At 56.2% G+C, this 22,202-nt stretch carries 18 protein-coding genes; 9 read left to right on the top strand and 9 right to left on the bottom strand.

What is annotated here, in order from left to right; genetic code table 11:
* Positions 1–582: 582 nt before the first annotated feature.
* Both asnS and pncB read right to left on the bottom strand, forming a co-directional pair.
* Positions 583–1,983: an asparagine--tRNA ligase gene (asnS, locus tag FHC48_RS02975; RefSeq protein WP_021240867.1), complete on the bottom strand. Its 1,401-nt coding sequence runs from the start codon at positions 1,981–1,983 to the stop codon at positions 583–585.
* Positions 1,984–2,149: 166 nt separating this feature from the next.
* Entirely contained in the window at positions 2,150–3,352 is a 1,203-nt protein-coding gene (pncB, locus tag FHC48_RS02970) for a nicotinate phosphoribosyltransferase (protein ID WP_059362042.1), read from the bottom strand.
* A gap of 254 nt (positions 3,353–3,606) precedes the next feature.
* Here pncB and pepN point away from each other — a divergent pair, with 254 nt between their 5' ends.
* The gene (gene pepN / locus FHC48_RS02965; RefSeq protein ID WP_032651183.1) at positions 3,607–6,219 is read left to right on the top strand and encodes an aminopeptidase N; all 2,613 of its coding nucleotides are present in this window, start codon (positions 3,607–3,609) and stop codon (positions 6,217–6,219) included.
* A gap of 50 nt (positions 6,220–6,269) precedes the next feature.
* Here pepN and ssuB read toward each other — a convergent pair whose 3' ends face one another.
* The 5 genes from ssuB to ssuE are packed head-to-tail and all read right to left on the bottom strand — an operon-like array spanning position 6,270 to position 10,510.
* Positions 6,270–7,040: an aliphatic sulfonates ABC transporter ATP-binding protein gene (gene ssuB, locus FHC48_RS02960; RefSeq protein WP_021240865.1), complete on the bottom strand. Its 771-nt coding sequence runs from the start codon at positions 7,038–7,040 to the stop codon at positions 6,270–6,272.
* Positions 7,037–7,828, bottom strand: a complete 792-nt coding sequence (gene ssuC, locus FHC48_RS02955; RefSeq protein ID WP_008499943.1) for an aliphatic sulfonate ABC transporter permease SsuC — start codon at positions 7,826–7,828, stop codon at positions 7,037–7,039. Before ssuC ends, ssuB begins: the two co-directional genes overlap by 4 nt.
* Before the next feature lie 9 nt (positions 7,829–7,837).
* On the bottom strand, positions 7,838–8,983 hold the full coding sequence (gene ssuD / locus FHC48_RS02950; protein ID WP_059364106.1) for an FMNH2-dependent alkanesulfonate monooxygenase: 1,146 nt from the start codon (positions 8,981–8,983) through the stop codon (positions 7,838–7,840).
* A complete protein-coding gene (locus tag FHC48_RS02945; protein WP_059364105.1) occupies positions 8,980–9,942 on the bottom strand; it encodes a sulfonate ABC transporter substrate-binding protein in 963 nt (320 codons plus the stop codon). Before FHC48_RS02945 ends, ssuD begins: the two co-directional genes overlap by 4 nt.
* Positions 9,935–10,510: an NADPH-dependent FMN reductase gene (gene ssuE, locus FHC48_RS02940; protein WP_045352017.1), complete on the bottom strand. Its 576-nt coding sequence runs from the start codon at positions 10,508–10,510 to the stop codon at positions 9,935–9,937. Before ssuE ends, FHC48_RS02945 begins: the two co-directional genes overlap by 8 nt.
* Positions 10,511–10,758: 248 nt before the next feature.
* Between ssuE and pyrD the strand changes: the two genes are divergently transcribed.
* The gene (gene pyrD, locus FHC48_RS02935; RefSeq protein ID WP_059364104.1) at positions 10,759–11,769 is read left to right on the top strand and encodes a quinone-dependent dihydroorotate dehydrogenase; all 1,011 of its coding nucleotides are present in this window, start codon (positions 10,759–10,761) and stop codon (positions 11,767–11,769) included.
* 166 nt (positions 11,770–11,935) lie between these two features.
* Positions 11,936–12,478 carry a cell division protein ZapC gene (gene zapC, locus FHC48_RS02930; protein ID WP_021240861.1) on the top strand — a complete coding sequence of 181 codons (543 nt, stop codon included), beginning with the start codon at positions 11,936–11,938 and terminating at the stop codon, positions 12,476–12,478.
* Here zapC and FHC48_RS02925 read toward each other — a convergent pair.
* Entirely contained in the window at positions 12,475–13,584 is a 1,110-nt protein-coding gene (locus tag FHC48_RS02925; protein WP_021240860.1) for a YcbX family protein, read from the bottom strand. The two genes, zapC and FHC48_RS02925, sit on opposite strands and share 4 nt — an antisense overlap.
* A gap of 98 nt (positions 13,585–13,682) precedes the next feature.
* On the opposite strand from FHC48_RS02925, the gene rlmKL reads away from it, so the two are divergent.
* From rlmKL to rmf, 6 genes are all read left to right on the top strand, one after another.
* The gene (gene rlmKL / locus FHC48_RS02920) at positions 13,683–15,791 is read left to right on the top strand and encodes a bifunctional 23S rRNA (guanine(2069)-N(7))-methyltransferase RlmK/23S rRNA (guanine(2445)-N(2))-methyltransferase RlmL (protein ID WP_021240859.1); all 2,109 of its coding nucleotides are present in this window, start codon (positions 13,683–13,685) and stop codon (positions 15,789–15,791) included.
* 12 nt (positions 15,792–15,803) lie between these two features.
* Positions 15,804–17,711, top strand: coding sequence for an ABC transporter ATP-binding protein (locus FHC48_RS02915; RefSeq protein WP_008499935.1), 1,908 nt, complete (start codon positions 15,804–15,806; stop codon positions 17,709–17,711).
* Positions 17,712–17,724: 13 nt separating this feature from the next.
* On the top strand, positions 17,725–18,978 hold the full coding sequence (gene pqiA / locus FHC48_RS02910; protein WP_008499934.1) for a membrane integrity-associated transporter subunit PqiA: 1,254 nt from the start codon (positions 17,725–17,727) through the stop codon (positions 18,976–18,978).
* Between the two features lie 4 nt (positions 18,979–18,982).
* Entirely contained in the window at positions 18,983–20,623 is a 1,641-nt protein-coding gene (gene pqiB, locus FHC48_RS02905; protein ID WP_008499933.1) for an intermembrane transport protein PqiB, read from the top strand.
* Entirely contained in the window at positions 20,620–21,186 is a 567-nt protein-coding gene (pqiC, locus tag FHC48_RS02900; RefSeq protein WP_059364099.1) for a membrane integrity-associated transporter subunit PqiC, read from the top strand. Before pqiB ends, pqiC begins: the two co-directional genes overlap by 4 nt.
* Before the next feature lie 255 nt (positions 21,187–21,441).
* Entirely contained in the window at positions 21,442–21,609 is a 168-nt protein-coding gene (gene rmf, locus FHC48_RS02895; RefSeq protein ID WP_013097261.1) for a ribosome modulation factor, read from the top strand.
* A 70-nt stretch (positions 21,610–21,679) separates the two neighbouring features.
* Here the strand turns inward: rmf and fabA are convergent, their stop codons facing one another.
* A complete protein-coding gene (fabA, locus tag FHC48_RS02890; RefSeq protein WP_008499931.1) occupies positions 21,680–22,198 on the bottom strand; it encodes a 3-hydroxyacyl-[acyl-carrier-protein] dehydratase FabA in 519 nt (172 codons plus the stop codon).
* Positions 22,199–22,202 lie beyond the last annotated feature (4 nt).

Below are 22,202 nucleotides of genomic sequence, written 5' to 3'. Positions count from 1 at the left end.
TTATGACACTCGCCACTGCCGTCAATAAATTCTGTCAATAAATATTTCCGGAACTATTGATGAGAGTTTGGTGTCTTTATGTATCTGACAGGCATCTTTCCATTCGCCGAAGCGTTTCGCTAGCCTGAAAGTGCTACAATTCTCAAGATTGAGTAACCAAAAGAAAATATATGTAACTAAATGTGTATTTTTGGGAACTTTGTGAACCACCTCAAACTTCAGAACGCCCTGGTGAATTAAGCGACAGCATCTATCCTATATATATGAATTCCTTATGATTAATTTGGATAAAGGCAATTCATATAAACAGACGATAAACGACTCGTTTTTTCTTATGACGCCGAAAAGCCTTCTGGATGGCTGTAAAATTGGTTGAAATTTGTGCTATTGCTTGAGGATGTAATAATCGCAATAAGAGTGGGGTTTATTTTTTGTGGCTGGATATTTCGCGGAAACAAAACGTAACAGGTAGTGGTTGTGACGGGGTGAAGGTTTGAAGATGCTGACTTTGCGCTGACGAAAACTGACAATACAGGATAAAATAATGGCCAGCACAGGCTGGCCATTTTAGTCTTATACCGATTAGAAGCTGGCGTTACGTGGCGTACGTGGGAACGGAATCACGTCACGAACGTTCTGCACACCGGTCACGTAGGCAATCAGACGCTCAAAGCCCAGACCAAAACCGGCGTGCGGTACGGTACCGTAACGACGCAGATCGCGGTACCAGCTGTAGTCCGCAGGGTTAAGACCCATCTCTTCCATACGCGCGTCCAGCACGTCCAGACGCTCTTCACGCTGAGAGCCACCGATGATTTCACCGATGCCCGGCGCCAGGACGTCCATCGCTGCCACGGTTTTACCGTCTTCGTTAAGGCGCATATAGAAGGCCTTAATGTCTTTCGGGTAGTTTTTAACGACAACCGGCGCTTTGAAATGCTTCTCGGCCAGATAGCGCTCGTGCTCAGACGCCAGGTCTACGCCCCAGTAAACCGGGTTCTCGAACTTCTCACCGCATTTCTCGAGGATCGCCACCGCGTCGGTGTAGTCCACCTGCGCAAAATCGGCAGAGACGAAGCGCTCCAGACGGGCTACCGCGTCGCTGTCTACGCGCTCGGCGAAGAATTTCATGTCGTCCGGACGCTCTTCCAGCACCGCTTTGAAGACATATTTCAGCATCGCTTCCGCCAGACCCGCGACATCGTCCAGGTTGGCGAACGCCACTTCAGGCTCCAGCATCCAGAATTCCGCCAGGTGACGGCTGGTGTTGGAGTTTTCGGCGCGGAAGGTAGGGCCAAAGGTGTAGATTTTAGACAGCGCGCAGGCGTACGTTTCGCCGTTGAGCTGACCGGATACGGTCAGGAAGGCCTCTTTACCAAAGAAGTCTTTGTCATAGTCCACTTTGCCTTCCGGGGTGCGCGGCAGGTTTTCGAGATCCAGCGTTGAGACGCGGAACATCTCACCGGCGCCTTCCGTATCGGACGCGGTGATCAGCGGGGTAGACACCCAGAAATAACCCTGCTCATCGAAGAAACGATGCAGCGCCTGCGCCAGCGTATGACGTACGCGAGCAACCGCACCAATCAGGTTGGTACGTGGACGAAGGTGCGCCACTTCACGCAGATATTCAATGCTGTGACGTTTAGCCGCCATCGGATAGGTATCCGGATCTTCAACCCAGCCGGTGACTTCAATGGCAGAAGCCTGAATTTCGAAACTCTGACCCTGGCCCGGGGATGCCACGACCACGCCGGTGACGATAACGGAACAGCCCGTCGTCAGGTGCAGAACGTCATCATTGTAATTGGGCAGAGAATTATTAATGACGGCCTGTACAGGATCAAAGCAGGAACCGTCATAGACGGCAAGGAAGGAGATGCCAGCTTTAGAATCTCGGCGGGTACGCACCCATCCGCGCACGGTGACTTCTGAGTCAACGGCGACACGGCCCTGGAGTACGTCGGCTACAGGCACAACGCTCATAATATTCTCTCTGTTAATAGTCGGAAAAAATAAACACTTGTCCACCCTTATGGGGGGATATCTATGTTACCTGCCATCCGCTATCAGACAAGTAAATTTCGCGGTCAAAAGGGAAGAATTGAGAAATAAATAAGAAGAGGGGAGCCATGAAGGCTCCCTTAAGCGCTTAACTGGCTTTTTTGATCTGGGGAAGATCGAAGGCTTTGCGCAACGCGCGGACAAACGCCTTGTCATGGCAGATGGTTTTGCCCGGGCTGTCGGAGAGTTTCGCCACCGGTTTGCCGTTACATTCCACCAGCTTTATCACGATATTCAGAGGTTTTACCTGAGGAATGTCGCAGGTTAACCGGGTACCGATCCCGAAGCTCAGGTTCACTCTGGCGTTGAAATGGCGATAGAGTTCGACGGCTTTCGCCAGATCGAGATTATCGGAGAAGACCAGCACCTTGCTCATCGGGTCAATGCCCAGTTTCTCGTAATGGGCAATCGCCTTCTCACCCCACTCAACCGGATCTCCGGAATCGTGGCGCAACCCCTGATAACGCTCCGCAAATTCAGGTCCAAAGTCGCGCAGGAAGGCATCCATCGTAATACAGTCCGTGAGGGCAATTCCGAGTTGATTCGGGTACTCCGCAAGCCATGCGGCCAGCGCTGCGCGCTGGCTGTTGGCGAGGTCAGGGCTGATCTGCTGATGCGCCTGGAACCACTCGTGCGCCTGGGTGCCCATTGGCGTCAGGCTGAGGCGACGGGCCAGATCGTAGTTACTGGTGCCCACGAACCACGGCTCCTGCTGCAGACGTTTAACGATGGCCTCCTGTACGTCACGCGAAAAACGGCGGCGGGTGCCAAAGTCCATCAGGCGGAAGCGGGACATGTCCAGCCCTGCGGTCAGCGTGGAGAAGTCAGCGAGTTTCTTTTCCAGCGAGGCCACCGCCTGCGCTACGCCCGTTTCCGGGGAACGGTAGCGGTGAGCCAGTTCACTGATTACCGCCAGAAGCGGCACTTCCCACATGATCACTTCCCGCCACGGACCTGCAAGGCGAATATCCAGCTTGCCGTTATCGTTAACCACGGTGACCTGCTCCGGCTTATAGCGGAAGTCGCGCAGCCAGTTCAGGTAGTCGGCTTTGAAGAAAGGCAGGCCAGAAAGCCACTGATATTCCTCGTCCTGCAGCGTCAGATGCTGCATAGCATTGACCTGTTCACGAATGGCGTCTGCGTAGATACCGAGCAAGTCGTCGCCACGGCAGCGGAATTCCGCCGCGACATGAACGTCATAGTAATGGTGGAAAACGGCTTGCTGCATGTGCAGTTTATACGCGTCGGTATCCAGCAACGTATGCAGAACTGGAGAAGCGAATTGAGTCATAGGTGCGCAGTAGCATCCTCTCACAGGAGCGTTTAGTACAATAAACAACTCCGGAGTATACCTTGTTTAGTGATTTATTGAACCCCGATCACAACATAAGCGCGTTTTATGGTCGAGGGCATTTTGTGCCCCGTGTTATACAAATGTAGCAAAAAAAGGTATTGACCCTGAAAAGATGAACATTCTGCATAGCGCGTTTTGCGCAACAGGAATATATTGAAACGTTACTCGACAAACGATGCATAAGGTTTTCTATGACACAACAGCCACAAGCCAAATACCGCCACGACTACCGTGCGCCGGATTATCTGATTAGCGAAATCGATCTGACTTTTGACCTGGATGCCACTAAAACCGTTGTCACGGCGGTGAGTCAGGTGACGCGCCACAGCGCAACTGCTGTGCCGCTGCGTCTGGATGGCGAAGACCTGACGCTGGTCTCCCTGCATATTAATGATGAAGCCTGGTCAGACTATAAAGAAGAAAACAACCAGCTGGTCATCGACAACCTGCCGGAACAGTTTACGCTGCGCATCGTGAATGAAATCAGCCCGGCCGCCAACACCGCGCTGGAAGGGCTTTACCAGTCAGGCGTGGCGCTGTGTACCCAGTGTGAAGCGGAAGGGTTCCGCCACATTACCTGGTATCTCGACCGCCCGGACGTCCTCGCGCGCTTCACCACCAAAATCATCGCCGATAAAACCCTGTATCCCTTCCTGCTCTCCAACGGCAACCGCGTAGGCGAAGGCGAGCTGGAGAATGGCCGTCACTGGGTTCAGTGGCAGGATCCGTTCCCGAAACCGTGCTACCTGTTTGCGCTGGTGGCGGGGGACTTCGACGTGCTGCGCGACACCTTCAAAACGCGCTCAGGCCGCGAAGTGGCGCTGGAGCTGTTTGTTGACCGTGGTAACCTGGACCGCGCGCCGTGGGCGATGACCTCGCTCATCAACTCCATGAAGTGGGACGAAGAGCGCTTTGGCCTCGAATATGACCTCGACATCTATATGATCGTTGCCGTTGATTTCTTCAACATGGGCGCAATGGAGAACAAAGGCCTGAACGTCTTTAACTCTAAATACGTGCTTGCGCGCACCGATACCGCCACCGATAAAGATTATCTCGATATCGAACGCGTCATCGGCCACGAATATTTCCACAACTGGACCGGTAACCGCGTCACATGCCGCGACTGGTTCCAGCTGAGCCTGAAAGAGGGCCTGACCGTCTTCCGTGACCAGGAGTTCAGCTCCGATCTGGGGTCACGCGCGGTGAACCGCATCAATAACGTGCGTACCATGCGCGGCCTGCAGTTTGCGGAAGATGCCAGCCCAATGGCGCACCCGATCCGTCCGGATAAAGTCATCGAAATGAACAACTTCTACACCCTGACGGTGTATGAGAAAGGCGCTGAAATTATCCGCATGATCCACACCCTGCTGGGTGAAGAGAACTTCCAGAAAGGGATGCAGCTCTACTTCGAGCGTCATGACGGCAGCGCGGCCACCTGCGACGATTTTGTGCAGGCGATGGAAGATGCTTCTAATGTCGATCTTTCCCACTTCCGCCGCTGGTACAGCCAGGCCGGTACGCCAGTTGTTACCGTCAAAGACGACTACAATCCGGAAACCGAGCAGTACACGCTGACCATCAGCCAGCGCACGCCGCCGACGGCAGAGCAGGAAGAGAAATATCCGCTGCATATTCCGTTCAGCATTGAGCTGTACGATAACGAGGGCAAAGTCATTCCATTGCAGAAGGGCGGCCACCCGGTACACCACGTGCTGAACGTGACCCAGGCCGAGCAGACCTTTATCTTCGATAACGTCTACTTCCAGCCGGTGCCTGCGCTGCTGTGTGAGTTCTCCGCGCCGGTGAAGCTGGAGTACAAGTGGAGCGATCAGCAACTGACGTTCCTGATGCGTCACGCCCGCAACGACTTCTCCCGCTGGGATGCGGCGCAAAGCCTGCTGGCGACCTACATCAAGATCAACGTAAACCGTCACCAGCAGGGTCAGCCGCTGTCGCTGCCTGTTCACGTGGCTGACGCGTTCCGCGCGATCCTGCTGGATGAGAAGATTGACCCGGCGCTGGCCGCTGAAATTCTGACCCTGCCGTCAGCAACGGAAATCGCGGAGTTGTTCGAGATTATCGATCCGATCGCGATCGTGGCGGTGCGTGAAGCGCTGACCCGTACGCTGGCTGCTGAACTGGCGGACGAGTTCCTCGCCATTTATAACGCCAACAAGCTTGACGCTTATCGCGTTGAGCACGCGGACATTGGTAAACGTTCTCTGCGTAACACCTGCCTGCGCTATCTGGCGTTTGGTGAAACCGAGCTGGCGAACACCCTGGTGAGCAAGCAGTATCACGAGGCGGATAACATGACCGATGCGCTGGCCGCGCTGGGCGCAAGCGTTGCCGCCGAACTGCCGTGCCGCGATGCGCTGATGCAGGAGTATGACGACAAGTGGCATCAGGATGGTCTGGTAATGGATAAATGGTTCATCCTGCAGGCGACCAGCCCGGCGGCCGATGCGCTCAGCAAGGTGCGCAGCCTGCTGAAGCATCGTTCCTTTACCCTGAGCAATCCAAACCGCGTGCGCTCGCTGATTGGCGCGTTTGCCAGCAGCAACCCCGCCGCGTTCCACGCCGAAGACGGCAGCGGTTATCAGTTCATGGTGGAAATGCTGACCGAGCTGAACAGCCGTAACCCGCAGGTGGCGTCGCGCCTGATTGAGCCGCTGATCCGTCTGAAACGCTACGATGAGAAGCGTCAGGCGAAGATGCGTGCCGCGCTTGAGCAGCTGAAAGGGCTGGAAAACCTGTCTGGCGATCTGTACGAGAAGATTGCTAAAGCGTTAGCGTAATAAAAGTTTACCCTCCCTCTCCCTGTGGGAGAGGGCCGGGGGTGAGGGCATCAGGCATTAGCCTTAGCTCGCTGTAACTCCGTACCTCCGCGCTTCATCACCCGATCCAGCACTTCTGCCTCCAGCTCCGCCAGTCTTGCCGAGCCCACGCGACGAGGCCGGGGAAGATCCACCGTCAGATCCAGACCGATTTTTCCTTCCTCTATTAACAGCACCCGGTCGGCCATTGCGACGGCTTCGCTCACGTCATGCGTCACCAGCAGTACCGTAAAGCCGTGCGTCTGCCAGAGGGAACCAATCAAATCCTGCATTTCGATTCGCGTCAGGGCGTCTAGCGCGCCCAGTGGTTCATCGAGCAAGAGCAGGCCCGGACGGTGAATCAACGCCCGCGCCAGCGCAACGCGCTGCTTCTGCCCACCCGAAAGGGCAGCAGGCCATTCATCGGCGCGATTTTCCAGCCCAACGGCGGCCAGCGCCTGGCGGGCTTCATCCCGCCAGTTACCCTTAAGACCGAGCCCGACATTGTCGATAACCGATTTCCACGGCAGCAGGCGTGCATCCTGGAACATCATGCGGGTATCGCCCTGAATATTCGAAAGCGGCGTCGTTCCTGCCAGAATGTCGCCGCCGTTGGGGGCTTCCAGTCCGGCCAGCAGCCGTAGCAGCGTACTCTTGCCGCCGCCGCTGCGCCCGACTACGGCCACAAACTGTCCGGCGGGAATATGCAGATCCAGCCCGTTAAGAATGGTGTTATCGCCGTAACGTTTGGTGACACCGTTCAGCAGTAACGGGGTCCCCTGATTCAGTCGTGCAGTATTCATGCTTTCGCCTCCTGAAGGGTATAGGCCGGATTCCAGCGCAGCCAGCTGCGCTCCAGCCACTGGGCGCTGACGTCAGCGAGTTTGCCGAGCAGGGCATAAAGGATAATGGCTACTACCACCACGTCCGTTTGCAGGAATTCGCGGGCGTTCATCGCCAGATAACCAATCCCGGAGTTGGCTGAGATGGTTTCCGCCACAATCAGCGTCAGCCACATCAGGCCGAGCGCGAAACGCACCCCGACCATAATGGAGGGCAGGGCGCCCGGCAGAATCACGTGAACAAAGAGGGAAAAACCCGATAAGCCGTAGCTGCGCGCCATCTCCACCAGACCACGATCGATATTGCGGATGCCGTGCCAGGTGTTGATGTAAATCGGGAACAGCGTGCCCAGCGCCACGAGGAAGATCTTGGCGCTCTCATCAATCCCAAACCACAGAATGACCAGCGGGATCAGCGCCAGATGCGGCACGTTTCGCAGCATCTGGATGGAGGTATCCAGCAGCCGCTCGCCCCAGCGTGAAAGGCCGCTCACCAGCCCCAGAACCAGCCCTATACTGCCGCCGATGGAAAACCCGATCGCGGCGCGCCAGGAGCTGATCGCCAGATGCTGCCACAGCTCTCCGCTGACGCTCAGCGACCAGAACGCTTCTACAACGCCCTCCGGAGAGGGCAGAATGCGGCTCGACAGCCAGCCGGTGGACGATGCGAGCTGCCAGAGCGCCACAATGCCGACGGGTAAAAACCACGGCGCGGCGCGCAGCAGCCATTTTTGTGAGGTGGCAGACATGGTCACTCCTTAGCTCTGTGCGGCTTTGCGTGGAATAAATTCGTTTGCCACGGCTTCGCCCTGCAGCTGGAGCGGCTGCAGCTGCGGAACCTCCGGAATGGCGACATCAAGATGCGGGAACAGCAGCTCGCCGACTTTGTACGCCTCTTCCAGGTGCGGATAACCGGAGAGAATAAAGCTGTCTATACCCAGTTCGGCGTATTCATTGATGCGCGCGGCCACGGTCGGGCCGTCGCCGACCAGCGCCGTGCCCGCACCGCCGCGCACCAGGCCGACGCCCGCCCACAGGTTCGGGCTGATCTCCAGATTCTCGCGCTTGCCGTTGTGCAGGGACGCCATCCGGTGCTGCCCGACGGAGTCGGTTTTGGCAAACGCGGCCTGCGCTTTGGCGATGGTCTCATCGTCCAGATGAGAAATCAGACGGTCCGCCGCCCGCCAGGCCTCATCATTGGTTTCACGCACAATCACGTGCAGGCGAATACCGAAGCGCACCTTGCGGCCATGGGCGGCCGCTTTCGCGCGGACTTGAGCGATTTTTTCTTTCACCAGCTCAGGCGGTTCGCCCCAGGTCAGATAGAGGTCGACCTGCTCCGCCGCCAGATCCTGGGCTACATCCGACGACCCGCCAAAATAGAGCGGCGGGCGCGGCTGCTGCACCGGCGGGAAGTAGAGCTTCGCGTCGCGAACGTGAATATGCTTGCCTTCAAAGGTGACGGTTTCCCCTTCCAGCAGGCGTCGCCAGACGCGGGTGAACTCGGCGGAGGCCTCATAGCGTTCGGTATGGTCGAGGAACACGCCGTCGCCCGCCAGCTCCTGTGGATCGCTGCCCGTTACCAGGTTAAACAGGGCGCGGCCGTTGGATAGCCTGTCCAGCGTGGCCGCCTGACGTGCCGCCACGGTAGGGGAGACGACGCTCGGGCGTAACGCGACAAGGAACTTCAGACGCTGGGTGACCGGGATCATCGACGCGGCGACCAGCCAGGCATCTTCACATGATCTTCCGGTTGGGATCAGCACCCCGGTGAAACCGATTCGGTCCGCCGCCTGTGCAATCTGCTGCAGGTAGCCATGGTCAACCGGGCGTGAACCCTCTTCTGTGCCAAGATAGTGTCCATCACCGTGGGTGGGTAAAAACCAGAAAAGATTCAGACTCATGATTTAGCTCCTTCTTTGCCTGCGGGTTGCCAGATGCGTTCGCGAATAGTGACCTGTTTTGGAACCAGGTGGTTTTGATAGAAGAGGTCAGCCGTTTGTTGCTGAAGTGCGGCGACGTGTGCGTCCACCGGCGTAATGATGGTCGGCGGACGGTGGTTGAGATAGCTCGCGATCACCGGCTCAGGTAAGCCCATGGTTTTCGCCAGCAGGGCAATGCTCTCCTGACGCTGGCTCTGGGTCAAAGCATCGGCCTGGGTAAAGGTATCCAGCACGCCCTGAATAAATGCGCCGTTCTTTTCAGCGTAAGGGCGCGCGGCAAGATAAAATGAACCGGTCTGCTTCAGCGTGGTACCGTCTTTCAGCACGCGAACGCCACCCTGCAGCAATGCGGCGGAGTAGTACGGGTCCCAGATGGCCCAGGCATCAACGTTCTTCTGCTGGAACGCGGCGCGCGCGTCAGCGGGAGTCAGGTAGACGGGCTGAATGTCGGTGAACTTAAGCCCGGCCTCTTGCAGAGCGCGTAGCAAAAGGTTGTGTGAGCTGGAACCTTTCTGGAAAGCGACCTTATGGCCTTTAAGATCGGCGACGCTTTTAATGTCGCTGTTTTCAGGCACCAGAATGACTTCGGCCTTAGGCTTTGGCGGCTCAACGCCAACGTAGAGGAGGTCCGCTCCCGCGGCCTGGGCGAATATAGGTGGGATATCGCCCGTGCTGCCGAGATCGATACTGCCCACGTTCAGGGCCTCCAGCATCTGCGGGCCGGCCGGGAACTCCACCCAGGAGAATTTGGTGTCCGGGAAGCGTTTTTCCAGGAGCTGGTGGCTTTTTGCCAGCACCATGCTGACGCTGCCTTTCTGATACCCGATGCGTAAACTTTCCGGAGCCGTTTCTGCGGCATGGGCCAGCGAGGTAAGCGCCATCAAACCGGCCAGTCCGATGCGGGTTAACGTTTTAAACATGTGCGACTCCTTGAGGCTGACTAAACGCCGGGGCCTGGATATCCCGGCGATGCAGGGCATGCCAGAATGTTTCCAGAGCGTTATCGAGGCGGGTTTGCAGGTTAGGCGTAAAGTGGGGTTTGTGTTGATAGTCGATGACCTGCGAGTCATCGGCGAAAACGCCGTGGAGGATCTCCTGCGCTTTCAACGCGTTCAGCACCGGCTTCAGGGCATAATCCACGGCCAGTAAATGGGCAACCGTACCGCCCGTTGCCAGCGGCAGCACCACCTTGCCGTCCAGCGCACGTTCCGGAAGCAGATCGAGCAGGGTTTTCAGTGCCCCGGAAAAGGAGGCCTTATAGATGGGCGTTGCGACGATCAGGCCGTCCGCGCCGTTAAGTTGCTCAATGAGGGTTTTCAGCGCGGGGCTGTCGAAACGGGCGTAGAGCAAATCTTCAGGTTCGAAGTTATGCAGGTTCCAGTGGCACACTTCCACATCCAGAGCATTCAGTTTTTCACGGGCATATTCCAGCAGGGCGCTGGAGCGCGAAGGGAATCGTGGACTTCCGGCCAGGGTAATGACGCGCATACTTCCTCCTTATAACTAATTGTTTGCTTTTATCTAACATTCATAACAATTTTAAGGAGTGTGACACCGCGCGTTTATTCCACTAAATGATTTATCTGCAATTAAAATGCAAAAAAGTGCATAAGAAATGGACGGGGAAGTAAACGATTGCGTTTTACGCGGGTTTTTTGCCGCAGGTCAATTCCCTTTCGCGACGGGATCGCCCATAATCCCCTCCCGGTTTGCACACCGGGAATCCAGGAGAGTTCATGTACTACCCCTTCGTTCGTAAAGCCCTTTTCCAGCTCGACCCTGAGCGCGCTCATGAATTTACATTCCAGCAATTACGTCGTATTACCGGCACGCCTCTGGCCGCGCTGGCGCGCCAGCATGTGCCGGTAAAACCTGTGCAGTGCATGGGGCTGACTTTTAAAAATCCGCTGGGTCTGGCGGCCGGTCTGGACAAAAATGGCGAGTGCATTGATGCCCTGGGCGCGATGGGCTTTGGCTCCATTGAAATCGGTACCGTCACCCCGCGCCCGCAGCCGGGAAATGACAAACCGCGCCTGTTCCGACTGGTGGAAGCCGAAGGGCTGATCAACCGCATGGGCTTCAACAACCACGGTGTTGATCACCTGGTCGAGAACGTAAAAAAAGCCCACTTTGACGGAATACTGGGCATCAATATCGGCAAAAATAAAGACACGCCGGTCGAGCAGGGTAAAGATGACTATCTGATTTGTATGGAAAAAGTCTACGCCTATGCCGGTTATATTGCGGTGAATATTTCGTCACCCAATACCCCGGGCCTGCGATCCTTACAATATGGTGAAGCGCTGGACGATCTTCTGAGTGCCATTAAAAATAAGCAAAATGAACTCCAGGCGATCCACCACAAATATGTTCCGGTCGCGGTTAAGATCGCCCCGGATCTTTCTGCCGAAGAATTGATCCAGGTTGCCGACAGTTTGGTTCGCCATAATATTGATGGTGTAATTGCGACCAATACCACTCTCGATCGTTCCCTCGTGCAGGGAATGAAAAACTGTGACGAAGCGGGTGGGTTAAGTGGCCGTCCGGTGCAATTAAAAAGCACCGAAATTATTCGTGCCCTGTCTGCGGAATTAAATGGCCGCCTGCCGATTATTGGCGTCGGCGGCATTGACTCCGTGATTGCTGCGCGTGAGAAGATGGCGGCGGGTGCGTCACTGGTGCAAATCTATTCCGGCTTTATTTTTAAAGGGCCGCCGCTGATTAAAGAAATCGTTACGCATATCTAATCTTTTCTCGTAATCAGACAACCGGGGCTTTATTTCCAGCCCTGGTTGTTTTATATTCCGTCACTGTTGCTTATTTAGACATTATAGTCTTTTATTAATGGTGTTATAAACGAAGCGGCAAACAGGACATTTTTAGTACAGGACGTTTCGGGGACGGGAGAGAAGCATGCGAATTAAACCTGACGATAACTGGCGCTGGTATTTTTGCGACGAGCATGACCGAATGATGCTCGACTTAGCCAATGGCATGTTGTTTCGCTCTCGTTTTGCCCGCCGAATGTTAACCCCGGACGCTTTTTCCCCGTCAGGCTTTTGCGTTGACGACGCTGCGCTTTATTTCTCCTTTGAGGAAAAATGTCGCGATCTGATGCTCTCGAAAGAGCAGCGCGCCGAGCTGGTATTAAATGCGCTGGTGGCTATCCGTTTCCTGAAGCCGCAAATGCCAAAGAGCTGGCATTTCCTGCCGCACGGCATGAACTGGACCCCGGCAACGGGCGATGCGGCCAGCGTCAACCTGAGCGATACCGCAGAAGAGGTGAGCCTGCTGGTGGTGGAGCCAGGCGAAAATGCCGCGCTCTGCCTGCTGGCCCAGCCTGGCGTGACGATTGCCGGGCGGACGATGCAGCTCGGGGATGCCATTAAGGTCATGAACGACAGGCTGAAGCCCCAGCTTCGCGTGGATGCCTTCAGCCTCGAGCAGGCGGTTTAAGCTTCCAGCTGTACGGACGTTTTCGGTACGCAGCTACAGCACAGAATTGTGCCGTCATTTCCAATTGCCGACTTTTTCAACGCACTCACTTCGCCATCCACCAGTCTGATACGACAGCATCCGCAAATGCCCGCGCGGCAGGAATAGGGTATGCGGATCCCCGCTTGTTCCAGCTGCTCAAGCAGTACCTGCTGGTTGTTACCCCGGATGACGTTGCCCTGCCAGTGAATATCTACCGCAGAGGCGACGTTCGTCTCAACGTCGACAAACTCCTCCTCCTGACCCGAGCCGTACACTCTCGCTGGCCCACGAGCAAGAATTTCGACCTCATCGCCGACGCGGATCGCACCGCTGGAGCGAGGAATCAGGTTCTGGCCGAAATCGACATCGCCATTATCCTGCGCGGTGCGGAATGATTGCAGGGTTTTCAACGGTTCGCCGGAAGGATGCTTCTGGCCTTTCTCCGGGCTCACCGTGGTGAAAATGCAGCGGCTGCAGGGCTTCACCACGTCAAAAATGACGCTGCCAATGCGGATCACTTTCCAGGTATCTTCGTCCCAGGCCTCGGCACCCGTCACCACCAGGTTCGGACGGAACTGTTCCATCTGAACGCTGGCTTTGCAGCGGCCTTGTAGATCACGCAGCGAGGCTTCGTTGGTCAGCAGGAACGGGAAGCCATCGGCGAAGGAGAGGGGAACGGCGTCGTGGCGCTTCACGCGACGCGTCAGTTCAGGTCCAACCCAGCGCAGCTGCACGTCGCGGGAGAAGAAGCCGCTTAACCAGCGGTTAATTTCATCCGGGGCGATTCGCGCGGTAAAGTGGTTCCCCCACACTTCCGTTGGCGCATCGACGGGCGCAAAATCAGCAAAGCGAATCACCGCGCTGGAACCGTCCGGCGCGGTAAGATGCAAACCGTCGTGAAGCGGGGAAGGGGTAAAGCGAACCATCTGAGGGAACTGGCGTGCGGTAATAAACGTACCGTCAGGCTCGGTGACCATAAAAATTCGATCGAAGGCGAATCCGCTCATGTCGGCCAGCGCGTGAGAGACGCCGATGCCGCGCATGGATTTCACCGGATGAATAAAAAGCCTGGATAACGTCGCCACTGCACACTCCCTCGAATGAAAATAAGCCTTCAACTTTATGACATACACGCCATATTAGCTATAATGCGCGACAATTTTCTAAGAGTAAAAGTGACGATATGAATTCTCTGTTTGCCAGTACGGCCCGTGGGCTGGAAGAGCTGTTAAAAACTGAACTGGAAAGCCTGGGCGCACAAGAGTGTCAGGTGGTTCAGGGTGGTGTCCATTTTGAGGGCGACACGCGGCTTATTTACCAGAGCCTGATGTGGAGCCGCCTGGCGTCGCGCATCATGCTGCCGATGAAGGAGTGCAAGGTTTATAGCGACCTTGACCTCTACACCGGCGTACAGATGATCGACTGGACAGAGATCTTCACCCCGAATGCCACCTTTGCGGTCCATTTCAACGGCGTGAACGACGAGATCCGCAACAGCCAGTACGGTGCCCTGCGCGTAAAAGACGCCATTGTGGACTGCTTTACGCGTAAAAATAAGGAACGTCCGAACGTCGATCGTGAAAACCCGGATCTGCGTATTAACGTCTGGCTGAACGGCGACACGGCGAGTATCTCTCTCGATCTGAGCGGTGCGGGCCTGCACCTGCGCGGCTACCGCGATCGTACCGGCATGGCACCCATCAAAGAGACCCTGGCGGCCGCCATTGTGATGCGCTCCGGCTGGCAGCCGGGCACGCCGCTGCTCGACCCGATGTGCGGTTCCGGTACCCTGCTGATTGAAGCGGCCATGCTGGCCACCGACCGCGCCCCGGGGTTGCATCGCGGCCAGTGGGGCTTCAAAGGCTGGGCGCAGCACGATGAAGCGCTCTGGAAAGAAGTCAAAGATGACGCGCAGACCCGCGCACGTAAGGGGCTGGCGGAATATACCTCTCATTTCTACGGCTCCGATAGCGATCCTCGCGTCATTGAGCGCGCGCGCAGCAACGCCCGCCGTGCCGGTATCGGCGAGCTGGTCACCTTCGAAGTAAAAGACGTGGCAAACCTGACCAACCCGCTGCCAAAAGGCCCGTACGGTACCGTGATCAGCAACCCGCCATACGGCGAACGTCTCGACAGCGAACCGGCGCTGATTGCCCTGCACAGCCTGCTGGGCCGCAACATGAAGGACCACTTCGGCGGCTGGAACCTGTCTCTGTTCAGCGCCTCGCCGGAACTGTTGAGCTGCCTGCAGCTGCGCGCCGACCGCCAGTTTAAGGCGAAAAACGGCCCGCTGGACTGCGTGCAGAAAAACTACCATCTGGCGGAGAAGGCGGCCGACAGCAAGCCGTCCGGCGTGGCGGAAGATTACGCTAACCGTCTGCGCAAGAACCTGAAGAAATTTGAGAAGTGGGCGAAGCAGGAGGGCATTGAATGCTACCGCCTGTATGATGCCGACCTGCCGGAGTACAACGTGGCGGTTGACCGCTACGCGGATTGGGTGGTGATTCAGGAATATGCGCCGCCGAAAACCATTGATGCGCAAAAAGCGCGTCAGCGCATGCTGGACGTTATTGCCGCCACCATCGCCGTGCTGGGTATTGCGCCAAACAAGCTGGTGCTGAAAACCCGCGAGCGTCAGAAAGGGAAAAATCAGTACCAGAAGATGGGCGAGAAGGGCGACTTTATCGAAGTGGGCGAATATAACGCCCGCCTGTGGGTCAACCTGACCGACTATCTGGATACCGGCCTGTTCCTCGACCACCGTATCGCCCGCCGCATGCTGGGCCAGATGAGCAAGGGCAAGGACTTCCTGAATCTCTTCTCCTATACCGGCAGCGCCAGCGTGCATGCGGGTCTGGGCGGCGCGCGCAGCACCACCACGGTGGATATGTCCCGCACCTATCTGGAGTGGGCGGAGCGCAACCTGCGTCTTAACGGCTTAACCGGGCGTCAGCATCGCCTGATGCAGGCTGACGTGCTGGGCTGGCTGCGCGACACCGACGAGCAGTTCGACCTGATCTTTATCGATCCGCCGACCTTCTCCAACTCCAAGCGTATGGAAGATAGCTTTGACGTTCAACGCGATCACCTGCGCCTGATGACCGACCTGAAGCGCCTGCTGCGTAAAGGCGGCACCATTATGTTCTCGAACAACAAACGCGGCTTCCGTATGGATCATGACGGCTTAGCAGCCCTGGGACTGAAAGCACAAGAAATCAGCCAAAAAACGCTGTCTCAGGACTTTGCCCGTAACCGTCAAATCCATAACTGCTGGTTGATTACCGCGGTCTGAAAGGAAAAATAAATGTCTTTAATTAGTATGCACGGCGCGTGGCTCTCTTTCAGCGACTCACCGCTTCTCGACAATGCAGAGCTGCACATCGAAGATAACGAGCGCGTCTGTCTGGTGGGCCGTAACGGCGCGGGTAAATCCACGCTGATGAAAATCCTTAACCGCGAACAGGGCCTGGATGACGGGCGCATTGTTTACGAACAGGATCTGATTGTCTCCCGCCTGCAGCAGGATCCACCGCGTCACGTGACCGGCAGCGTGTACGATTTCGTGGCGGAAGGGATCTCCGAGCAGGCTGAATACCTGAAGCGCTATCACGAGATTTCGCATCTGGTGATGACCGATCCGAGCGACAAAAACCTCAACGAACTGGCAAAAGTGCAGGAGATGCTCGATCACCACGGTCTGTGGCAGCTTGAAAACCGCATTAATGAAGTGCTGGCGCAGCTCGGGCTGGAACCCGACATGGAGCTGTCGGCGCTCTCCGGCGGCTGGCTGCGTAAAGCCGCCCTGGGTCGTGCGCTGGTCAGCGGGCCGAAGGTGCTGCTGCTGGACGAACCGACGAACCACCTGGATATCGAAGCGATCGACTGGCTGGAAGGCTTCCTGAAAACCTTCAGCGGCACCATCATCTTTATCTCGCACGACCGTTCGTTTATTCGCAATATGGCGACGCGCATTGTCGATCTCGACCGCGGCAAGCTGGTGACCTATCCCGGCGATTACGATACGTATCTGCTGGAAAAAGAAGAAAACCTGCGCGTGGAAGAGCTGCAGAATGCGGAGTTTGACCGCAAGCTGGCGCAGGAAGAGGTCTGGATCCGCCAGGGCATCAAAGCCCGCCGTACCCGTAACGAAGGCCGCGTGCGCGCCCTGAAGGCGATGCGTCGCGAGCGCAGCGAACGCCGTGAAGTGATGGGCAGCGCTAAAATGCAGGTGGAAGAGGCGTCCCGTTCCGGCAAGATTGTCTTTGAAATGGAAAACGTTAACTATCAGGTTGACGGTAAAGTGCTGGTGAAAGACTTCTCGGCACAGGTTCAGCGCGGCGACAAAATCGCCCTGATTGGCCCGAACGGCTGCGGTAAAACCACGCTGCTGAAACTGATGCTCGGCCAGCTGCAGGCCGACAGCGGCCGCATTCACTGCGGGACCAAGCTGGAGGTCGCCTACTTCGACCAGCACCGCGCGGAGCTGGATCCGGACCGTACGGTGATGGACAACCTCGCCGAAGGCAAGCAGGAAGTGATGGTGAACGGCAAGCCGCGCCACGTGCTGGGCTACCTGCAGGACTTTCTGTTCCATCCGAAGCGTGCCATGACGCCGGTGCGCGCGCTGTCAGGCGGTGAGCGCAACCGTCTTCTGCTGGCGCGCCTGTTCCTGAAGCCAAGCAACCTGCTGATCCTCGATGAACCGACCAACGATCTGGATGTCGAAACGCTGGAACTGCTGGAAGAACTGATTGACGGTTATCAGGGCACCGTGATGCTGGTCAGCCACGATCGTCAGTTCGTTGACAACACCGTGACCGAGTGCTGGATCTTCGAAGGTGAAGGGCGAATTGGTCAATATGTCGGCGGTTATCACGATGCAAAAGGGCAGCAGGCACAGTCGCTGGCGACGAAACAGTCAAAGTCCAAAATAAGTTCTGAACCTGCTGTAACAAAAGCAGAAACTGTCAAGAAAACCTCGGCTAAACTAAGCTATAACCTGCAGCGCGAACTGGAGGGGCTACCGCAGCGTCTTGAAGAGCTGGAGGCTGCGCTTGAGGATCTGCAAAAACAGGTTGCTGATGCGTCATTCTTTACCCAATCGCATGACTATACTCAGAAAGTATTGGCTGAAATGTCCGCGGCTGAAAAAGCCCTGGAAGACGCCTTTGAGCGCTGGGAGTACCTTGAGTCTCTGAAAAACGGCGCATAAACAGGGATAACATATGTGTGACCAGCACCATGCCGACAGGCATATTTTATGCTCGCAATGCGATATGCTCGTGGCGTTGCCAGAGCTTGGTCACGGACATAAAGCCCTGTGTCCACGCTGTGGCGCGACGTTGACAACCGAGTGGGACGCGCCGCGGCAGCGTCCTACTGCTTACGCGCTGGCAGCACTGTTCATGCTGCTGCTCTCTAATCTCTTCCCCTTCATCTATATGAAGGTGGGGGGGATCACCAGTCAGGTGGATCTGCTTGAAATCCCGGGCGTGATGTTCTCGGAAGATTACGCCAGCCTGGGGACCTTCTTTCTCCTGTTTGTCCAGATAGTCCCGGCTTTTTGCCTGGTCGTCATCCTTTTGCTGGTGAACCGCGTCAGGATGCCGGCACCGCTGAAAATCCGACTTGCGCGTATTCTGTTTCAGCTCAAAAGCTGGGGGATGGCCGAGATCTTTCTGGCGGGGATCCTGGTCAGTTTCGTGAAGCTGATGGCCTACGGCGACGTGGGGATTGGCAGCAGCTTTATTCCCTGGTGTCTGTACTGCGTTCTGCAGCTGCGCGCTTTCCAGTGCGTGGACAGACGCTGGGCGTGGGATGATATCGCCCCGGCACCAACGCTTGCGCAGACGGTGAAGGTCGGCGTGCCCGGCATTCGTCAGGGGCTTCGCTCGTGCCCGTGCTGTACCGCCGTGCTGCCCGCCGATCTCGACGTTTGTCCGCGCTGCGAAACGAAAGGGCACGTGCGCCGTAAAAATAGCCTGCAGTGGACGATGGCGCTGCTGGTCACGTCCGTCATGCTGTATCTGCCAGCCAATATTCTGCCAATCATGATCACCGATTTGCTCGGCGACAAAATGCCCTCGACGATCCTGGCCGGGGTGATACTGCTCTGGGGCGAAGGTTCCTATCCGGTCGCTGGCGTCATTTTTATCGCCAGTATTATGGTGCCTACCTTAAAAATGATCGCCATCGCCTGGCTCTGTTGGGATGCGAAAGGTCATGGGAAACGCGACAGCGAACGCATGCACCTGATTTATGAAGTGGTCGAGTTTGTCGGACGCTGGTCAATGATTGACGTGTTTGTCATCGCCGTTCTCTCTGCGCTGGTGCGGATGGGCGGTTTGATGAGTATTTATCCTGCGATGGGGGCTTTAATGTTTGCACTGGTCGTGATCATGACCATGTTTGCGGCCATGACCTTCGACCCTCGTTTATCGTGGGATCGTGAGCCTGAATCAAGCCATGAGGAAGAGTAAGAGCATGGAAAATAAGAGTGGAGAGGCGAAAGTGCAGAAGGTCAAAAACTGGTCTCCGGTGTGGATTTTTCCCATCGTGACTGCGCTGATCGGTGCCTGGATCCTGTTTTATCATTACAGCCATCAGGGGCCGGAAGTGACGCTGATAACCACCAATGCCGAGGGGATTGAGGGCGGTAAAACGACCATCAAAAGCCGTAGCGTGGATGTGGGCGTGGTGGAAAGCGCAACCCTGACCGACGATTTAACCCATGTGGAAATTAAGGCGCGCCTGAATGCCGGCATGGAAAAACTGCTGCACGGCGATTCCGTTTTCTGGGTCGTTAAGCCGCAGGTGGGGCGTGAAGGGATCAGCGGCCTGGGGACGCTGCTCTCGGGTGCCTACATTGAGCTGCAGCCGGGCGCTAAGGGTAACCAGCCGGCCCAATACCAGCTTCTGGATTCACCGCCGCTTGCACCGCCTGATGCCAAGGGCATCCGCGTGATCCTCGACAGCAAAAAAGCCGGTCAGCTCACGGCGGGCGACCCGGTTCTGTTTCGCGGCTACCGCGTCGGGTCGGTTGAGAAAAGCACGTTCGATCCGCAGAAACGCGCGATCAGCTATCAGCTCTTCATTAATGCGCCAAACGATCGCCTAGTTACCAGCAACGTCCGCTTCTGGAAAGACAGCGGGATCGCGGTGGATCTGACTTCGGCAGGCATGCGCGTTGAAATGGGTTCGCTGACCACGCTGTTTGGTGGCGGCGTGAGTTTTGACGTGCCGGAGGGCCTGGATTTAGGGCAGCCGGTCGCAGAGAACACCGCTTTCCGTCTCTTTGACGATCAAAAAAGCATTCAGGATGCGCTCTATACCGATCACGTTGACTTCCTGATGTTCTTTAAAGACTCCGTTCGCGGCCTGCAGCCGGGGGCGCCTGTTGAATTCCGGGGCATTCGTCTCGGTACGGTTGGGCAAGTGCCGTTCTTCGTCCCGGGCCTTCAGCAGGTGCTGGATGATGATTACCGCATTCCGGTACTGATCCGCATTGAACCGGAGCGTCTGCTTAATCAGATTGGTGAAAATCAGGATATCGCGACTCATATCACCCAGCTGATGGAACGCGGTCTGCGCGGGTCGCTGAAAACCGGCAACCTGGTCACCGGTGCGCTGTATGTGGATATGGACTTCTACCCGAAAGCACCGCCGATTACCGGTATCCGTGAATTCGGTGGCTACAAGATCATCCCAACGGTAAGCAGCGGTCTGGCGCAGATCCAGCAGCGTCTGATGGAGACGCTGGATAAGATCAACAATCTGCCACTGAATCCGATGATTGAAGCGGCAACAAACTCGCTGAGCGAAAGCCAGGCAACGATGCGCCGTCTGCAAACCACGCTGGATAACATCAACAAGATTACGGCGAGCCAGAGCATGCAGCAGCTGCCGCAGGACATGCAGAAAACGCTGCGTGAGCTGAACCGCAGTATGCAGGGCTTCCAGCCGGGATCAGCGGCCTATAACAAGATGGTGGCAGATATGCAGCGTCTTGATCAGGTCCTGCGTGAACTGCAGCCGGTGCTGAAAACGCTCAACGAGAAGAGTAATGCGCTGGTGTTCGAAGCGAAAGATAAAAAGGATCCTGAGCCGAAGAGGGCAAAAGAATGAAAAAATGGCTATTGATGATTGGCGCTCTGCTGTTAACGGCGTGCAGTTCAGGGGGAGATAATAAAAGCTATTATCAGCTGCCTGTGGCAACCCACAGCGGTGGGCAAAGCACGGCCAGTCAGGGAAACCGCCAGCTGTGGGTTGAGCAGGTCGCCGTGCCGGATTATCTGGCAGGAAACGGCGTGGTCTATCAGACCAGCGACGTGAAATACGTGATTGCGGCCAACAACCTGTGGGCCAGCCCGCTGGATCAGCAGCTGCGCAACACGCTGGTGGCCAATCTGGGCAGCCAGCTTCCGGGGTGGGTAGTCGCGTCGCAGCCGCTGGGTAACGATCAGGATACGCTGAACGTCAACGTAACGGGCTTCCACGGCCGTTATGACGGAGCGGTGGTCATCAGCGGGGAGTGGTTGCTGAACCATCAGGGGCAGCTGATTAAGCGTCCTTTCCATCTGGAGCTGAAGCAGCAGAAAGATGGCTATGACGAAATGGTGAAAGTCCTGGCTCAGGGATGGGCGCAGGAGTCGGCCAGTATCGCAAGAGAGATTTCCCGGCTGCCATAAGTAAAATTCATCATCAGAAACCGCAATCGGTCTGTCGCTGATTGCGGTTTTTTTTCGTTTTCAACTCAGGTTGTTACTTGTGCCACGTCACAATTTTTGTACAAATGAACTTCCAGCTAGCTCACAAATATGACACCCGTATGAATTTTGAACATTGACGATGCGACTAATTCGGGGTATTCGTTATCTGTGCCTGTGCAGATAGTGCAGACACTGTTTTCTTTCCACCAGACAAAAGAATGAGGGAAACGAGGCATGAAGAGACAGAAACGAGATCGCCTGGAACGGGCTCATCAACGTGGTTATCAGGCCGGCATCGCTGGACGTTCTAAAGAAATGTGTCCTTATCAGACGATAAATCAAAGGTCACAATGGCTTGGAGGCTGGCGAGAAGCCATCGGCGACAGGGCACTCATAGCCTGATAACGTCTCTTTCAAAAAAGAAACCTCCGCAATGCGGAGGTTTCGCCTTTCTGGAGGTGCGAAAGCACGATCAGAACGCGGACGTGTCCTGGAACAGGCCAACCTTCAGGTCGCTTGCGCTATAGATCAGACGACCGTCTACCAGCACTTCGCCATCTGCCAGGCCCATAATCAGGCGGCGGTTAACGATGCGCTTGAAGTGAATACGATAGGTCACTTTCTTCGCCGTAGGCAGAACCTGGCCGGTGAATTTTACTTCGCCTACGCCCAGCGCGCGGCCTTTACCTTCACCACCCAGCCAGCCCAGATAGAAGCCAACCAGCTGCCACATGGCATCCAGACCCAGACAGCCAGGCATTACCGGATCGCCAATAAAGTGGCAGCCGAAGAACCACAGGTCCGGGTTGATATCGAGTTCTGCTTCTACGTAACCCTTATCGAAGTTGCCGCCGGTTTCGGTCATTTTCACGACACGGTCCATCATCAGCATGTTCGGGGCCGGTAACTGTGGGCCTTTCGCGCCAAACAGTTCACCGCGACCAGAGGCAAGAAGATCTTCTTTTGTATAGGATTCGCGTTTATCTACCATGTTC

It is taken from the genome of Enterobacter sp. EC_50, assembly GCF_019584525.1.
Classification (GTDB): domain Bacteria; phylum Pseudomonadota; class Gammaproteobacteria; order Enterobacterales; family Enterobacteriaceae; genus Enterobacter; species Enterobacter roggenkampii.
Note: the sequence above shows the minus strand (reverse complement) of the source record. Positions and strands in the feature narration are given on the sequence as shown.

Excerpts from the sequence above, each read along its gene's own strand:
- asnS (WP_021240867.1), bottom strand. The coding sequence starts at position 1,983 with ATGAGCGTTGTGCCTGTAGCCGACGTACTCCAGGGCCGTGTCGCCGTT.
- pncB (WP_059362042.1), bottom strand. The coding sequence starts at position 3,352 with ATGACTCAATTCGCTTCTCCAGTTCTGCATACGTTGCTGGATACCGAC.
- pepN (WP_032651183.1), top strand. The coding sequence starts at position 3,607 with ATGACACAACAGCCACAAGCCAAATACCGCCACGACTACCGTGCGCCG.
- ssuB (WP_021240865.1), bottom strand. The coding sequence starts at position 7,040 with ATGAATACTGCACGACTGAATCAGGGGACCCCGTTACTGCTGAACGGT.
- ssuC (WP_008499943.1), bottom strand. The coding sequence starts at position 7,828 with ATGTCTGCCACCTCACAAAAATGGCTGCTGCGCGCCGCGCCGTGGTTT.
- ssuD (WP_059364106.1), bottom strand. The coding sequence starts at position 8,983 with ATGAGTCTGAATCTTTTCTGGTTTTTACCCACCCACGGTGATGGACAC.
- FHC48_RS02945 (WP_059364105.1), bottom strand. The coding sequence starts at position 9,942 with ATGTTTAAAACGTTAACCCGCATCGGACTGGCCGGTTTGATGGCGCTT.
- ssuE (WP_045352017.1), bottom strand. The coding sequence starts at position 10,510 with ATGCGCGTCATTACCCTGGCCGGAAGTCCACGATTCCCTTCGCGCTCC.
- pyrD (WP_059364104.1), top strand. The coding sequence starts at position 10,759 with ATGTACTACCCCTTCGTTCGTAAAGCCCTTTTCCAGCTCGACCCTGAG.
- zapC (WP_021240861.1), top strand. The coding sequence starts at position 11,936 with ATGCGAATTAAACCTGACGATAACTGGCGCTGGTATTTTTGCGACGAG.
- rlmKL (WP_021240859.1), top strand. The coding sequence starts at position 13,683 with ATGAATTCTCTGTTTGCCAGTACGGCCCGTGGGCTGGAAGAGCTGTTA.
- FHC48_RS02915 (WP_008499935.1), top strand. The coding sequence starts at position 15,804 with ATGTCTTTAATTAGTATGCACGGCGCGTGGCTCTCTTTCAGCGACTCA.
- pqiA (WP_008499934.1), top strand. The coding sequence starts at position 17,725 with ATGTGTGACCAGCACCATGCCGACAGGCATATTTTATGCTCGCAATGC.
- pqiB (WP_008499933.1), top strand. The coding sequence starts at position 18,983 with ATGGAAAATAAGAGTGGAGAGGCGAAAGTGCAGAAGGTCAAAAACTGG.
- pqiC (WP_059364099.1), top strand. The coding sequence starts at position 20,620 with ATGAAAAAATGGCTATTGATGATTGGCGCTCTGCTGTTAACGGCGTGC.
- rmf (WP_013097261.1), top strand. The coding sequence starts at position 21,442 with ATGAAGAGACAGAAACGAGATCGCCTGGAACGGGCTCATCAACGTGGT.
- fabA (WP_008499931.1), bottom strand. The coding sequence starts at position 22,198 with ATGGTAGATAAACGCGAATCCTATACAAAAGAAGATCTTCTTGCCTCT.